Raw genomic sequence first — 12,107 nt, 5'->3', positions numbered from 1 at the left:
CATTTGGTTGATCTTTCTCTGGGGCTTGGTTAGGCGGGCTTATGACCCAATCGCTTGATCTTGTCTTTGCAGCCCTCGGCGATCCGACACGGCGCGCGATCCTCGCGATGCTGCTCGAGGACGATATGGCCGTAACGGATGTGGCCGAGCCGTTCGGGATGAGCCTTGCCGCAATTTCCAAGCACCTGGGCATTCTGAGCCGCGCGGGCCTGATCAGTCAGGAACGGCGCGGACGGGTCAAATGGTGCAAGCTGGAGCCGGGCGCGATGAAGGCGGCGTCGGTCTGGATGCAGGGGTTTGGGCAGTTTGAGCCTGTGAACCTCGATGATTTCGAGCGGTTCTTGGCCGCCGAGCTTAGCGCAGACGTGGATATCGAAGACCGCTGACGCGGGTAGCCGAGCAGCATTCAGCAAGGCTGCTCCCACGCAGCGGCATGATCCTTGAGGAAGGCCAGAAAGGTCTGAACCTTGGTAGTACGGTGCAGGTCCATATGTGTGACCAGCCAGAGCGGTGTGTTCCATTCGGGCAGTGGCGGATGCACCTCAACCAGCCCGCCCATCTCCTGCGCGCGAATACGCGACATGAAGCCGATCCCGGCCCCTCCCGAGATAGCGCAGCGCAGCGCATGAACATCATCGCTGCGAAAGGTTATCGCGGAGGCTGGCACCGCCTCGCGCAGCCATTTAGCAAAGGGCGCGCGGCTTTTGGGGTCATCGAAGCTCACGAAGCGGTGCGTGCTCATCTCGGCCACTGTGTCGGGCTTGCCATGGGCCGCGACATAGGCCTCCGAGGCGAAAAGGGAGGTTTGCTGGGTGAAAAACGGCTGCACCACATTGTCAGGCTGATCGGGGACCGAGCCTGCGCGGATCGCCACATGCGCCTCGCCGTATTCCAGCCGGAAGAGCCTGTCACCCGTGAGATAGCGCACGATGATCTCAGGGTATGCACGCTGAAACGCCGCCAGCACGGGGACCAAAAGATGGCTGAGCACGCCCAGTGAGGTCACGACCAACTCGCCCGAGACCGCATCACCCTGCCCTTTGATGCGCCCGGCGAGCTGCGCGAACTGATCATCGGTGGCTTGCGCCACGCGCAAGAGATCATCGCCAGCCTCTGTGGGTGTGTAGCCGCGCGCATGGCGCTGAAAAAGCCTCACACCCAGCCGCTCCTCCAGCGCATCTATATGGCGGATCACGGTGGCGTGGTGCACGCCGAGCACCTTAGCGGCCCCGCTCACAGTGCCAACACGCGCCACATTATATGCGGTGCGGATTTCATCCCAATTGTCCAAGCCAGATCTCCCATTGCAGATGTCTGCGCATTTGCGCACGCCGGGAGTGATTGTCCCTAAAAGTGTTCAATTTTGCAATACCGCTCCACCGCACCCTCGGCTTGACTCACCTGCGCGGAGCGCCTAAACGCGCAGCACATATCCCGGAAACCAATGCTTTCCGGTCCCTTGGCCCCATGCCGGGATCGCCCCTCGTCAGCGCGTTGCGCCCACGGGGGCAAGCCTTGTTATGGAGCATTTGAGAACCCGCCGCGCCGTGCCCCACCTCTTGGGCCAGGGCGCAAACCGAAAGGGGCCCGCGCCCGATGTTTGAAAATCTCTCTGAGCGCCTCTCCGGTGTCTTTGACCGGCTGACCAAGCAAGGCGCGCTCTCCGAGGATGATGTGAAAACCGCGCTGCGCGAAGTGCGCGTGGCCCTGCTTGAGGCGGATGTGTCGCTGCCAGTTGCGCGCGATTTCGTCAAACGGGTGCAGGACGCGGCCACGGGCCAAGCGGTCACGAAATCCGTGACACCCGGCCAGCAAGTCATCAAGATCGTCAACGATGCGCTCGTGGATGTACTGCGCGGCGACGAAGACCCCGGCGCGCTCAAGATCGACAACCCGCCTGCACCAATCCTTATGGTCGGCCTGCAAGGCTCTGGCAAAACTACCACGACCGCAAAACTCGCCAAACGCCTCAAAGAGCGTGAGGGCAAACGCGTCCTCATGGCCTCACTCGACGTGAACCGCCCCGCCGCGATGGAGCAGTTGGCCATCCTTGGGCTCCAGATCGGCGTCGACACACTGCCCATCGTCAAGGGCGAAGACCCCGTTGCCATCGCCAGACGCGCCAAAACCCAAGCGGGCCTCGGCGGCTATGACGTCTACATGCTCGACACTGCGGGCCGCCTGCATATCGACGCAGAACTGATCGCGCAGGCCGCCGCCGTGCGCGACGTGGCAAACCCGCGCGAAACGCTTCTGGTGGTCGATGGCCTCACGGGTCAAGACGCCGTGAACGTGGCCACAGAATTCGACGACAAGATCGGCGTCACCGGCGTGGTCCTCACCCGGATGGACGGCGACGGACGCGGCGGTGCAGCCCTATCGATGCGCGCCGTCACCGGCAAACCAATCCGCTTTGTGGGCTTGGGCGAAAAGATGGACGCCATCGAGACTTTCGAGCCAGAACGGATCGCGGGCCGTATCCTTGGCATGGGTGATATCGTGTCGCTCGTCGAAAAAGCCCAAGACACGATTGAGGCCGAACAGGCCGAACGCATGATGCGCCGCTTCACCAAGGGTCAGTTCAACATGAACGACCTTAAGATGCAGCTTGAGCAGATGCAGAAAATGGGCGGCATGGAAGGCGTCATGGGCATGATGCCGGGCGCCGCGAAGATGTCGAAACAGATGGACGCAGCCGGGATCGACGACAAAATCATCACCCGACAGATCGCCCTGATCCAGTCGATGACGAAAAAAGAACGCGCCAACCCCAAACTCCTTCAGGCCAGCCGCAAAAAGCGCATCGCGCGCGGCTCCGGCCAAGACGTGTCCGAGCTCAACAAACTCCTCAAAATGCACCGTCAGATGGGCGACATGATGAAGAAAATGGGCAAGATGGGCAAAGGCGGCATGCTGAAACAGGCCATGAAAGGCATGTTCGGCAAAGACGGCCCCTCGCCCGAGGAGATGGCCGCAGGCATGGATACCAAGGCGCTTGAACAGGCGGCCAAACAGATGGGTAAGATGCCCGGCGGCATGGGCGGCATGGGCGGATTGCCCGGCCTCGGCGGCATGGGTGGCGGCCTGCCCCCCGGCCTCTCCGGCTTCGGGAAAAAGAAATAACACTCATGACTTTTTCTTGGTCCCAAATATCCAATACCACGGCACCACAGGCCCGGACGCACACGATGACGCGACGCGACCGACAAGCCTTGTGTAAAGCCGCGCGGCAGCGCGTCCTTGAGGTCACGCCATGACGCTTGAGCTGAAATTCCCAACGCTGCACAGCGAAAACCTCACCCTACGCGGGCCGCAAGCGGCTGATTTCGAGCCGCTTTGTGCGTTCCTTCTGGATCACGAGCGTGCAGGCGGCTTTGGGGCCGAGGATGATCGCCCGCAGGCCTGGCGCTGGTTCGCGCTCAATATCGGCCACTGGGCGCTGCGCGGATATGGCTATTTCACCATCGTGGACACCGCCACGAACCAGCCTTGCGGCCTCACCGGCGTCTGGAACCCGGAAGGCTGGCCCGAGCCGGAGCTGGGCTGGGTCGTCTATGCAGGCTATGAGGGCCGCGGCATCGCCCATGAGGCCGCCACCCGCGCGCGGGTATGGGCCTATACCGAGCTTGGGCTGAGCACGCTCACCTCCAATATCGTGCCGGGCAACACGCGCTCCGTGGCGCTGGCCAAGCGGTTGGGCTGCACCTATGAGCGCACATATGTGAACGTGCAGATGGGTGAGGATGACCTCTACCGTCACCCCTCACCCGCCGATCTGGGCCTCACCGCCGATATAGATGGCAGCCCGGAGGCCACCACATGAGCCTCCATCTGCCGAACACCCCCGTGATCGAAACAGATCGCCTCACCCTGCGGGCTTTTGCGGCTCAAGACGTGGCCACATCTCAGCCCTTCCTGACATCCGAGCGGTCCAAATACATGGGCGGGCCTTATGCACCTGATGCCGCGTGGGAGCATGCATGCTCGCTCATCGGCCATTGGGCCGTACATGGCTTTGGCCTCTTCTCATTCTGCCTCAAAGGCACCGACACAGCCATCGGCGATGTTGGCCCCTTCTTCCCCTACGGCTGGCCCGAACATGAGCTGGGCTGGGGGATTTGGGACGCCGCTCATGAAGGTAACGGCTATGCTGAGGAGGCCGCAATTGCTGCCCGCGCACACGCCTACGGGACACTAGGTTGGACCACCGCCGTCAGCTATATCGACCCCGACAACGCACCCTCCATCGCGCTGGCCAAGCGGCTCGGCTGCACGCTCGACAAAGCTGCCCCCTTGCCGCAGCTTCCCGATTGGGACGGCACGCTCGTCTATCGCCATCCAAGCCCGGAGGCGCTCTAGATGCCCACGCAAAACATTCCAGTGATCGAGACACGCCGCCTCATCCTGCGCGCGCCCGAGACCGAGGATTACCCCGATTTCAAAGCCACGTTCAGTTCCTATCGCTCGCGCTTCATGGGCGGGCCGCTCAACAAGTATGAGGCGTGGATGCTTTACGCCGCCGAGATTGGCCACTGGTCCATCAGGGGCTTCGGAATGTGGATGATCCATGACCGCGAGAGTGACCGCACGCTTGGCATGGCCGGCGGCTGGTCCCCCGCGGGCTGGCCCGAGCGCGAGATCGCGTGGATCATCTGGCCCGGTGAAGCGGGCAAGGGCTATGCGCTGGAGGCTACCCATGCCGCCCGCCGGCACCTTTACGACCACATGGGCTGGGACGGGGCGGTGAGCTACATCGACCCCAAGAACCTCGACAGTATCCGACTGGCCGAGCGTTTGGGCGCTGTGAAGGACCATGCGGCCCAAACAATCGACGGCAATGACGCGGTCTACCGCCACCCCGCGCCGGACCGCCTGCGCTCAGGGCAGCTTTCCGACGGGATCGAGCTTGAGATCAACCATTACTGCGATCCCGCCCTGCGTCCGAAGGGAATGCCCGTTGACTAAGCTTGCATCCCCGTTCAATGCCGCCTCGGAGACATATATGGAGACATCCCATGTCCGATGACAGCACCCGCGCAGAGGGCCTTCTCAAAGGCCACCGCGACAGTATCGACCGGCTCGATGCCATCCTCGTCTACACTCTGGGCGAGCGGTTCAAGCACACCCAAGCGGTGGGCAAGCTGAAAGCCGAACACGACCTTCCCCCGTCTGATCCTGACCGCGAAGCGCGGCAGATCGCACGGCTCGAAGACCTGGCCCTTGAGGCCGACCTCGACCCGGAATTCGCCAAGAAATTCCTGAACTTCATCATCGCTGAAGTCATTCAGCATCACAAAAGCCACCAATCGTAGGGCGGATTTCCGCCCCTACAGTTAGCCATTCAATAGGAGATACCTCACATGGCCATGAAAATTCGTCTCGCCCGCGGCGGCAGCAAAAAACGCCCCTTCTACCGGATCGTCGCTTCCGACAGCCGCATGCCGCGCGATGGCCGCTTCATCGAAAAGCTGGGCACGTATAACCCCCTGCTGCCCAAAGACAGCGAAGAGCGCGTGAAAATGAACATGGAGCGCATCCAGTACTGGCTGAACGAAGGCGCACAGCCTACCGACCGTGTGTCGCGTATGCTGGAAGCCGCTGGCGTGATTGCGAAGAAAGATCGCAACAACCCCAACAAAGGGACACCCGGCAAGAAGGCGCAGGACCGTGTTGAAGAGAAAGCTGCCAAGGCAGCCGCAGCGGCAGAAGCAGCCGCCGCACCCGCCGCCGAGGAGGCCCCTGTCGAAGAGGCCCCCGTAGAAGAAGCGCCGTCCGAGGACGCGGCGGCAGAGAGCTAAGCAGGGCTTAGGGGAAATGGCGCAATTCTCGCCGGATTTCCAAACTGACCTGGCTGATCTGATGCGGTGGCGGCGCGATGTGCGCCGCTTCCGCACGGACCACGTGGACGAGGCATTGCTGGCGCAGTGCCTCGATACGTTTATGCTGTCTCCATCTGTGGGGCTTAGCGAGCCGTGGCGCGTGATCCGTGTGAAATCGCAAGAGGCGCGCGCCAAGGCTCTGGCCAATTACGAGGCCGCGAATGCCGAGGCGCTCAGCGGCTATCACGGCGATAAATCAAAGATATACAGCGGCTTGAAGCTTTCTGGTATGCGCGAAGCCCCCGTGCAACTCGCCGTCTTCTGTGACGAAGATACCGCGAAAGGCAGCGGCCTTGGTGCTGCCACCATGCCCGAGATGCGCCGCTATTCGGTGGTGGGCGCGATCACACATTTCTGGCTCGCGGCGCGCGCGCAGGGCTTGGGCGTGGGCTGGGTGTCGATCCTTGATCCGGTGCGGCTGACGGCCGATCTGGATGTGCCTGAAGGCTGGGATCTTGTGGCCTATCTCTGTGTCGGCTGGCCCGAGACAACGGGCCTCACGCCTGAGCTTGAGATTGCAGGCTGGGAAGACCGGACCCAGAGCCTCACCGTGGAGGAGCGCTGAGATGTTTCGCCCCATCCGCACGCTCATGCTGCTTGGTGCAGTCTTTGTGGCCGGGCTTGCCTATGAGAAATACAAACATTCCGAGCGCTGCACCGCCATTGGCGGCAGCGTCTCGAGCGGCATCTGTCAGGGAGGCGCACAATGAGCGATGATATGATCTGTGTGGGTGCCATTGCGGGCGCTTTTGGTGTGCATGGCGAGGTGCGGCTCAAGAGCTTCACGGCGCGGCCCGAAGATATCGCGGGCTATGGCCCTCTTGGCCTTGAAGATGGCAGCCGCGCGTTCAGCGCCACCATCACCGGGCAGGCCAAGAACGGCCTGACCGCGAAGCTCTCGGGCGTGCGCACCCGCGAGGAGGCCGACGCCCTGCGCGGCGTGCAGCTTTTTGTGGCGCGCACCAAGCTGCCCAGCCTGCCGGATGATGAATATTACCATGCCGACCTCGTGGGGCTGGATGTGTTCGACACGGGCGGCGTGCCTCTGGGCCGGGTGAAATCTGTGCTCAACCACGGCGCGTCTGACCTTTTGGAACTGACCCTGCCCGGCGGGGCGGACACGGTGCTTTTGCCCTTCACCAAGCGCGCTGTGCCCACCGTCGATCTGGCGTCACGCCGCATTGTCGCGGACCCGCCAGAGGGGCTTTTGCCCGAAAGCTGAGTCGCGAGCGAGCGGGACTTCTCCGGGCTTTGTGCCACACTGGGCGAATCCGCGGCGATGCGGGCGTACCCGGCACATGGCACTATCCGTTATTGGCAAAGACCAAGGCCGGACTTTTCCGTCACGGGCATCCCTGCCCGGGCGCGCCATCCTTGCCAGCCCGCCGCGCACATTGTATCGACCCGGCATGAGCGACGCCCCCAAACCTTTGACGAAATCCTATGGCCGCAAGTCCATCCGCGCAAACGCGCAGCCGCAGGAGTTGATCACCCCGACGCCGCGCCTCAAGGATGCGTGGGCGGTGCAGGTGATCACCCTCTTGCCCGAGGCATTCCCCGGCATCCTGGGCGAAAGCCTGACCGGGCGCGCCCTTCAGGACGGGCTGTGGTCGCTCGATGCGATTGACCTGCGCCGCTTTGGCGAGGGCCGTCACCGCAATGTCGATGACACACCCGCCGGCGGCGGCGCGGGCATGGTGTTGCGCGCAGATGTCATGGCCGCTGCCATCGAGAGCGCGCGCAAAACCGCGGCCCCCGGCGTGCCGCTCATTTACCTCAGCCCACGCGGCGAACGGTTTGACCAGGCCATGGCCGAGGAGCTGTCGCAAACTCCGGGCCTGACATTGATCTGTGGGCGTTTTGAGGGGCTTGATCAGCGCGTGATCGACCATTACGGAGCGCGTGAAGTGAGCCTTGGGGACTACGTACTGACCGGTGGCGAGATTGCAGCGCAAGCCATGATAGACGCGGCCCTGCGGCTGCGCCCCGGCATCTTGGGCAATGAGGCGAGTGCGGCCGACGAAAGCCACACCAACGGCCTGCTGGAGCATCCACAATACACCAAACCCGCTCTCTGGCAGGGCCGCGAAATCCCGCCCGTCCTGATGTCTGGCCATCACGGCGAGATTGCCAAATGGCGGCGCACGCAAGGCGAGGCACTGACGCAAGAGCGCCGTCCCGACCTTTGGGCTGCGCATGAGGCCAGAAGCCCCGCAAAGCCCGGCACAAAACGCTTGAAATAAACACGCAGACCTGTTTTACGCCCAGCATTCCGGGCAGGCCCGGCCAATGGCGATTCCGTCCACTTCGACCGGAGACGCGTCACGGCCATCATGGGCAGGCATTTTGGAAGACCGACATAAAGACGACCTGATCTCTGGCGGGCTTTGGACGCAACTGCGCCCAAGGGACCCGAACGAAGACCGAGAGCTCTGAGGCGCCAAAACACTTTGCGGACGATAACCGCAAGCAACATTAGGAGAATGGCGATGAACATTATCGCTCAGATCGAGGCGGAGCAAATTGCCGCCCTCGGGAAAGACCTTCCCGATTTCAAGGCCGGGGATACCATCCGCGTCGGCTTCAAAGTGACCGAAGGCACCCGCACCCGGGTCCAGAACTTTGAAGGCGTGTGCATCAGCCGCAAGAACGGCACCGGCATCGCGGGATCGTTCACGGTCCGCAAAATTTCGTTCGGTGAAGGCGTGGAGCGGGTCTTCCCGCTTTATTCGACCAACATCGACAGCATCACCGTGGTCCGCCGTGGTCGTGTCCGTCGCGCCAAGCTTTACTATCTGCGCGCGCGTCGCGGCAAATCGGCCCGGATCGCAGAAGTATCCAACTACAAGCCCAAGTCGGGCGCAAAAGCGTAAGGATCTCAGCCATGAAAAAAGACATCCATCCCGACTATCACATGATCGACGTCAAAATGACCGACGGAACGATCCTGAAAATGCGCTCGACCTATGGCAAAGAGGGCGACACGCTCTCTTTGGATATCGACCCCACCGTGCACCCTGCATGGACGGGTGGCGGCACGCGTCTTATGGATGCCGGCGGCCGTGTGTCGAAGTTCAAAAAGAAATACGAAGGCCTCGGCTTCTAAGCCAGTCTTTCTGCCAAGTGTTAAAACGCCGCCTCGCATCCCGCCGGGCGGCGTTTTTTTGTGACCGCCCGCGCGGAGCCGAGCGCGGACGCCTCCGGCGGGAGTATTTTTGCTAAAAAGAAGGCTGAGAGTGTCTTGGCCCTGCGCCGGGTGGACAGTGCGGCCCCGCATGCTTAGATGCGCCCCATGGCAAAGGTAAAAGAAGACGGAAACTACAAGGTCATCGCCGAGCATCGGCGCGCGCGGTATGATTACGCGATCGAGGAAGATCTCGAATGCGGTATCATCCTTGAGGGGTCCGAGGTCAAATCCATGCGCGAGGGCGGCGCGAATATAGCCGAGAGCTATGCCTCGGTCGAGGATGGCGAATTGTGGCTCGTGAACAGCTATATCGCCCCCTACAAACAGGCCAAGACCTTCGGTCACGAGGAAAAACGCCGCCGCAAGCTGTTGGTGTCGCGCCGCGAGCTTGCCCGCCTGTGGAGTGATACGCAGCGCAAGGGGATGACCCTTGTGCCGCTGGTTCTTTATTTCAACCATCGCGGCATCGCCAAGATGAAGATCGGCATCGCCAAAGGCAAAAAGAACGTCGACAAACGCGCGACCGAGGCCAAGCGCGACTGGGCCCGTCAGAAGCAGCGGCTTCTGAAAGATCACGGCTGAGGGCGCGGGATGGATCTGCTTATTGCCCTGATCGCAGGCGGCGTGGGTGGCGTTCTGGCAGGGCGGCGCCGCGCGCGATTTGCGCTTTGGGCCAAGACGCTTCTGGGGATGCTGGGCGGGGGGCTTGCGGTGCAGGTTCTGCCGCTTCTGGGGCGTGCGGCCGAGGGGCCGGGGACGGTGCTCTGGGCCATTGGCATCGGGGCTGCGGGCGGGGCTGGTCTATTGCTTGTGGCCGGGTTCGCGCGCGGCATGGGGTCCAAATAGGGCCACGCGGGCTTGCCACGCGCGCCCCTGCGCGGTAACCAGATAGCGTTTTTTCCGCTACTTTTTTTCCCGGTCCGGAGGGCATCATGGCGCAGGACGATCCCAGAATTCTAGTCTCCACAGATTGGCTTGCCGCCCATCTCAAGGACCCCGATTTGCGTCTGCTGGATGCAAGCTGGTTCCTGCCGGGCACCGACCGCGATCCACGCGCGGAATATGCCGAGACCCATATCCCCGGCGCGCGCTTTTTCGATATCGACGATTTGAGCGACGCACGTTCGGACTTGCCCCATATGGTCCCACCCACGGAAAAATTCATGTCCCGGATGCGCGCCATGGGCGTGGGCGACGGGCATCAGGTGGTGGTCTATGACAGCCACGGCATCTTCTCCGCGCCGCGCGTTTGGTGGCTCTTCAAACTGATGGGCCAAGACAATATCGCGGTGCTGGATGGCGGTCTGCCCAAATGGCAGGCCGAGGGCCGCCCCGTTGAGGACATGCCGCCGATGATCCGCGACCGCCACATGACCGTGCGCCGCCAGAACCACCGTGTGCGCGATGTGACCCAAGTCGCGACCGCCTCCAAGCTCGGCAGCGCCACGATCCTCGATGCCCGCGCCACGGCCCGGTTTCGGGGCGAGGCGCCTGAGCCGCGCGAGGGCCTGCGCGCGGGCCACATCCCCGGATCGCAGAGCGTGCCCTATACCGAGCTTCTGACCGAACGTGGCACGATGAAGGGCCCGGACGATCTGCGCTCCGTGCTGGAGGCCGCCGGGGCGGACCTGAGCAAGCCGGTGATCACCACCTGTGGCTCCGGCATCAGCGCCGCGATCATCAACCTCGCGCTGGAGCGGATCGGCGTGACGGATCATGCGCTCTATGACGGCTCGTGGACCGAATGGGGGGCCTTTCCAACTGTGCCCGTGTCCATTGGAGACGCCTGATGCTTGGTAAGCTGACCGCCCAACCGGGCGATAAAATCCTCGAGCTGATGCAGAAATTCCGCGAGGACCCGCGGCCGGTCAAAATCGACCTTGGTGTGGGCGTCTATAAAGATGCGACAGGCCGCACGCCCATTATGCGCGCGGTCAAAGCCGCCGAAAAGCTCTGGTGGGAGGAGGAGGGCACCAAGGTCTATACCGCGCTTGCGGGCGATCCGGGCTTTGCGGATGCGATGATCGAGCTCATTCTCGCCGATACCCTGCCGCGCAGCCATATCGCTGCTGCCGCCACTCCCGGCGGCACGGGCGCTGTCAGGCAGGCGTTCGAGCTTGTTCAGATGGCAAACCCGGAGGCGCGTGTTTTCGTCTCGGATCCCACATGGCCCAATCATCTCAGCATCCTTGACCATCTCGGCATGACGGCCATCCCCTACCGCTATTTCGACAGCGCGACCGGCGGTGTAGACGCGCAAGGCATGCTCGACCGCCTTGCGGAGCTGCGCCCCGGCGACGTGGTCTTGCTGCATGGCTGCTGTCACAATCCGACCGGCGCGAACCTCAACACCGCTGAATGGCAGGCGGTCCTCACCGTGATCACCGAAAAACGCGCCCTGCCGATGGTCGATCTGGCCTATCAGGGGTTCGGCGACGGGCTGCACGCGGATGCCGCCGCGACCCGCAGGGTCGTCGCACAAAGCCCCGAGGCGCTGATCGCGGCCAGCTGCTCCAAGAATTTCGGCATCTACCGCGAGCGGACGGGCCTCCTGATCGCCACCACGCAAGACAGCGGCAAGACACCGCTCGCACAGGCCACGCTTGCCCATCTCAACCGGCAGAATTTCTCGTTTCCGCCGGATCATGGCGCGCGGCTGGTGACGCGGGTGCTCACCGACCCGGCCCTGCGCGCGGATTGGCAGGCCGAGCTGGAAGAGGTCCGGACGGGGATGTTGGCGCTGCGCGAGGGTCTGGCGGCAGAGCTGCAGCGCCTCTCGGGCTCGGACAGGTTTGCCTTCATTGCCCAGCATCGCGGCATGTTCTCGCGCCTTGGCGCCACGCCCGAGCAGGTGGAGACGATGCGCGCCCGGAGCGCGATCTATATGGTCGGGGATAGCCGTATCAATATCGCGGGGCTCAACGCAGAAACCGTGCCGATCCTCGCCAAGGCGATGATTGACGCGGGCGTTTAGGCCGCGTTGCGCGCGTCAGAAATGATGGCGCTCACGCAGGCCGCGCAGCACCCGACCCAATGCCTGC

General features: G+C 62.9%; 18 protein-coding genes. 17 read left to right on the top strand and 1 reads right to left on the bottom strand.

Going from position 1 to position 12,107, the window contains the following annotated elements; genetic code table 11:
- Positions 1-41: 41 nt before the first annotated feature.
- Positions 42-386 carry an ArsR/SmtB family transcription factor gene (locus tag KUD11_RS07055; protein WP_109385360.1) on the top strand — a complete coding sequence of 115 codons (345 nt, stop codon included), beginning with the start codon at positions 42-44 and terminating at the stop codon, positions 384-386.
- A 20-nt stretch (positions 387-406) separates the two neighbouring features.
- On the opposite strand, the gene KUD11_RS07050 is transcribed toward KUD11_RS07055, so the two are convergent.
- Positions 407-1,291, bottom strand: a complete 885-nt coding sequence (locus KUD11_RS07050) for a LysR family transcriptional regulator (protein ID WP_109388109.1) — start codon at positions 1,289-1,291, stop codon at positions 407-409.
- Between the two features lie 305 nt (positions 1,292-1,596).
- Here KUD11_RS07050 and ffh point away from each other — a divergent pair, with 305 nt between their 5' ends.
- From ffh to KUD11_RS06970, 16 genes are all read left to right on the top strand, one after another.
- Positions 1,597-3,123: a signal recognition particle protein gene (gene ffh, locus KUD11_RS07045; protein ID WP_109385362.1), complete on the top strand. Its 1,527-nt coding sequence runs from the start codon at positions 1,597-1,599 to the stop codon at positions 3,121-3,123.
- 130 nt (positions 3,124-3,253) lie between these two features.
- On the top strand, positions 3,254-3,823 hold the full coding sequence (locus tag KUD11_RS07040) for a GNAT family N-acetyltransferase (protein ID WP_109385364.1): 570 nt from the start codon (positions 3,254-3,256) through the stop codon (positions 3,821-3,823).
- The gene (locus KUD11_RS07035) at positions 3,820-4,359 is read left to right on the top strand and encodes a GNAT family N-acetyltransferase (protein ID WP_109385366.1); all 540 of its coding nucleotides are present in this window, start codon (positions 3,820-3,822) and stop codon (positions 4,357-4,359) included. The genes KUD11_RS07040 and KUD11_RS07035 overlap by 4 nt, the downstream gene beginning before the upstream one ends.
- Positions 4,360-4,965: a GNAT family N-acetyltransferase gene (locus tag KUD11_RS07030; RefSeq protein ID WP_109385368.1), complete on the top strand. Its 606-nt coding sequence runs from the start codon at positions 4,360-4,362 to the stop codon at positions 4,963-4,965.
- 50 nt (positions 4,966-5,015) lie between these two features.
- The gene (locus KUD11_RS07025; protein WP_109385370.1) at positions 5,016-5,312 is read left to right on the top strand and encodes a chorismate mutase; all 297 of its coding nucleotides are present in this window, start codon (positions 5,016-5,018) and stop codon (positions 5,310-5,312) included.
- A gap of 48 nt (positions 5,313-5,360) precedes the next feature.
- Positions 5,361-5,798 carry a 30S ribosomal protein S16 gene (gene rpsP / locus KUD11_RS07020; RefSeq protein WP_109385372.1) on the top strand — a complete coding sequence of 146 codons (438 nt, stop codon included), beginning with the start codon at positions 5,361-5,363 and terminating at the stop codon, positions 5,796-5,798.
- A 16-nt stretch (positions 5,799-5,814) separates the two neighbouring features.
- A complete protein-coding gene (gene bluB / locus KUD11_RS07015) occupies positions 5,815-6,444 on the top strand; it encodes a 5,6-dimethylbenzimidazole synthase (protein ID WP_109385374.1) in 630 nt (209 codons plus the stop codon).
- Between the two features lies 1 nt (position 6,445).
- Positions 6,446-6,589 carry a hypothetical protein gene (locus KUD11_RS07010; RefSeq protein WP_181375362.1) on the top strand — a complete coding sequence of 48 codons (144 nt, stop codon included), beginning with the start codon at positions 6,446-6,448 and terminating at the stop codon, positions 6,587-6,589.
- Complete coding sequence (gene rimM, locus KUD11_RS07005; RefSeq protein WP_109385376.1) at positions 6,586-7,101, top strand: ribosome maturation factor RimM; 516 nt, start codon at positions 6,586-6,588, stop codon at positions 7,099-7,101. The genes KUD11_RS07010 and rimM overlap by 4 nt, the downstream gene beginning before the upstream one ends.
- Positions 7,102-7,288: 187 nt before the next feature.
- The gene (gene trmD / locus KUD11_RS07000) at positions 7,289-8,122 is read left to right on the top strand and encodes a tRNA (guanosine(37)-N1)-methyltransferase TrmD (protein WP_109385378.1); all 834 of its coding nucleotides are present in this window, start codon (positions 7,289-7,291) and stop codon (positions 8,120-8,122) included.
- Between the two features lie 246 nt (positions 8,123-8,368).
- Complete coding sequence (gene rplS / locus KUD11_RS06995; protein ID WP_109388111.1) at positions 8,369-8,752, top strand: 50S ribosomal protein L19; 384 nt, start codon at positions 8,369-8,371, stop codon at positions 8,750-8,752.
- An 11-nt stretch (positions 8,753-8,763) separates the two neighbouring features.
- On the top strand, positions 8,764-8,985 hold the full coding sequence (gene rpmE, locus KUD11_RS06990) for a 50S ribosomal protein L31 (protein ID WP_109385380.1): 222 nt from the start codon (positions 8,764-8,766) through the stop codon (positions 8,983-8,985).
- A 186-nt stretch (positions 8,986-9,171) separates the two neighbouring features.
- Positions 9,172-9,648 (top strand): SsrA-binding protein SmpB, encoded by a 477-nt coding sequence (smpB, locus tag KUD11_RS06985; protein WP_109385382.1) that lies wholly within the window; start codon positions 9,172-9,174, stop codon positions 9,646-9,648.
- Positions 9,649-9,657: 9 nt separating this feature from the next.
- A complete protein-coding gene (locus KUD11_RS06980; protein WP_109385384.1) occupies positions 9,658-9,912 on the top strand; it encodes a hypothetical protein in 255 nt (84 codons plus the stop codon).
- An 86-nt stretch (positions 9,913-9,998) separates the two neighbouring features.
- Positions 9,999-10,856 carry a 3-mercaptopyruvate sulfurtransferase gene (sseA, locus tag KUD11_RS06975; protein ID WP_109385386.1) on the top strand — a complete coding sequence of 286 codons (858 nt, stop codon included), beginning with the start codon at positions 9,999-10,001 and terminating at the stop codon, positions 10,854-10,856.
- Positions 10,856-12,040, top strand: a complete 1,185-nt coding sequence (locus tag KUD11_RS06970; protein ID WP_109385388.1) for an amino acid aminotransferase — start codon at positions 10,856-10,858, stop codon at positions 12,038-12,040. Before sseA ends, KUD11_RS06970 begins: the two co-directional genes overlap by 1 nt.
- Positions 12,041-12,107 lie beyond the last annotated feature (67 nt).

It is taken from the genome of Roseovarius carneus (assembly GCF_020141465.1).
In the GTDB taxonomy this organism is placed as follows: Bacteria; Pseudomonadota; Alphaproteobacteria; order Rhodobacterales; family Rhodobacteraceae; genus Roseovarius; species Roseovarius carneus.
The sequence above is the reverse complement of the archived record's forward strand: the minus strand, read 5'-3'. Positions and strand labels throughout refer to the sequence as shown.

Coding starts and splice junctions, on each gene's coding strand:
- KUD11_RS07055 (WP_109385360.1), top strand. CDS start 42: ATGACCCAATCGCTTGATCTTGTCTTTGCAGCCCTCGGCGATCCGACA.
- ffh (WP_109385362.1), top strand. CDS start 1,597: ATGTTTGAAAATCTCTCTGAGCGCCTCTCCGGTGTCTTTGACCGGCTG.
- KUD11_RS07040 (WP_109385364.1), top strand. CDS start 3,254: ATGACGCTTGAGCTGAAATTCCCAACGCTGCACAGCGAAAACCTCACC.
- KUD11_RS07035 (WP_109385366.1), top strand. CDS start 3,820: ATGAGCCTCCATCTGCCGAACACCCCCGTGATCGAAACAGATCGCCTC.
- KUD11_RS07030 (WP_109385368.1), top strand. CDS start 4,360: ATGCCCACGCAAAACATTCCAGTGATCGAGACACGCCGCCTCATCCTG.
- KUD11_RS07025 (WP_109385370.1), top strand. CDS start 5,016: ATGTCCGATGACAGCACCCGCGCAGAGGGCCTTCTCAAAGGCCACCGC.
- rpsP (WP_109385372.1), top strand. CDS start 5,361: ATGGCCATGAAAATTCGTCTCGCCCGCGGCGGCAGCAAAAAACGCCCC.
- bluB (WP_109385374.1), top strand. CDS start 5,815: ATGGCGCAATTCTCGCCGGATTTCCAAACTGACCTGGCTGATCTGATG.
- KUD11_RS07010 (WP_181375362.1), top strand. CDS start 6,446: ATGTTTCGCCCCATCCGCACGCTCATGCTGCTTGGTGCAGTCTTTGTG.
- rimM (WP_109385376.1), top strand. CDS start 6,586: ATGAGCGATGATATGATCTGTGTGGGTGCCATTGCGGGCGCTTTTGGT.
- trmD (WP_109385378.1), top strand. CDS start 7,289: ATGAGCGACGCCCCCAAACCTTTGACGAAATCCTATGGCCGCAAGTCC.
- rplS (WP_109388111.1), top strand. CDS start 8,369: ATGAACATTATCGCTCAGATCGAGGCGGAGCAAATTGCCGCCCTCGGG.
- rpmE (WP_109385380.1), top strand. CDS start 8,764: ATGAAAAAAGACATCCATCCCGACTATCACATGATCGACGTCAAAATG.
- smpB (WP_109385382.1), top strand. CDS start 9,172: ATGGCAAAGGTAAAAGAAGACGGAAACTACAAGGTCATCGCCGAGCAT.
- KUD11_RS06980 (WP_109385384.1), top strand. CDS start 9,658: ATGGATCTGCTTATTGCCCTGATCGCAGGCGGCGTGGGTGGCGTTCTG.
- sseA (WP_109385386.1), top strand. CDS start 9,999: ATGGCGCAGGACGATCCCAGAATTCTAGTCTCCACAGATTGGCTTGCC.
- KUD11_RS06970 (WP_109385388.1), top strand. CDS start 10,856: ATGCTTGGTAAGCTGACCGCCCAACCGGGCGATAAAATCCTCGAGCTG.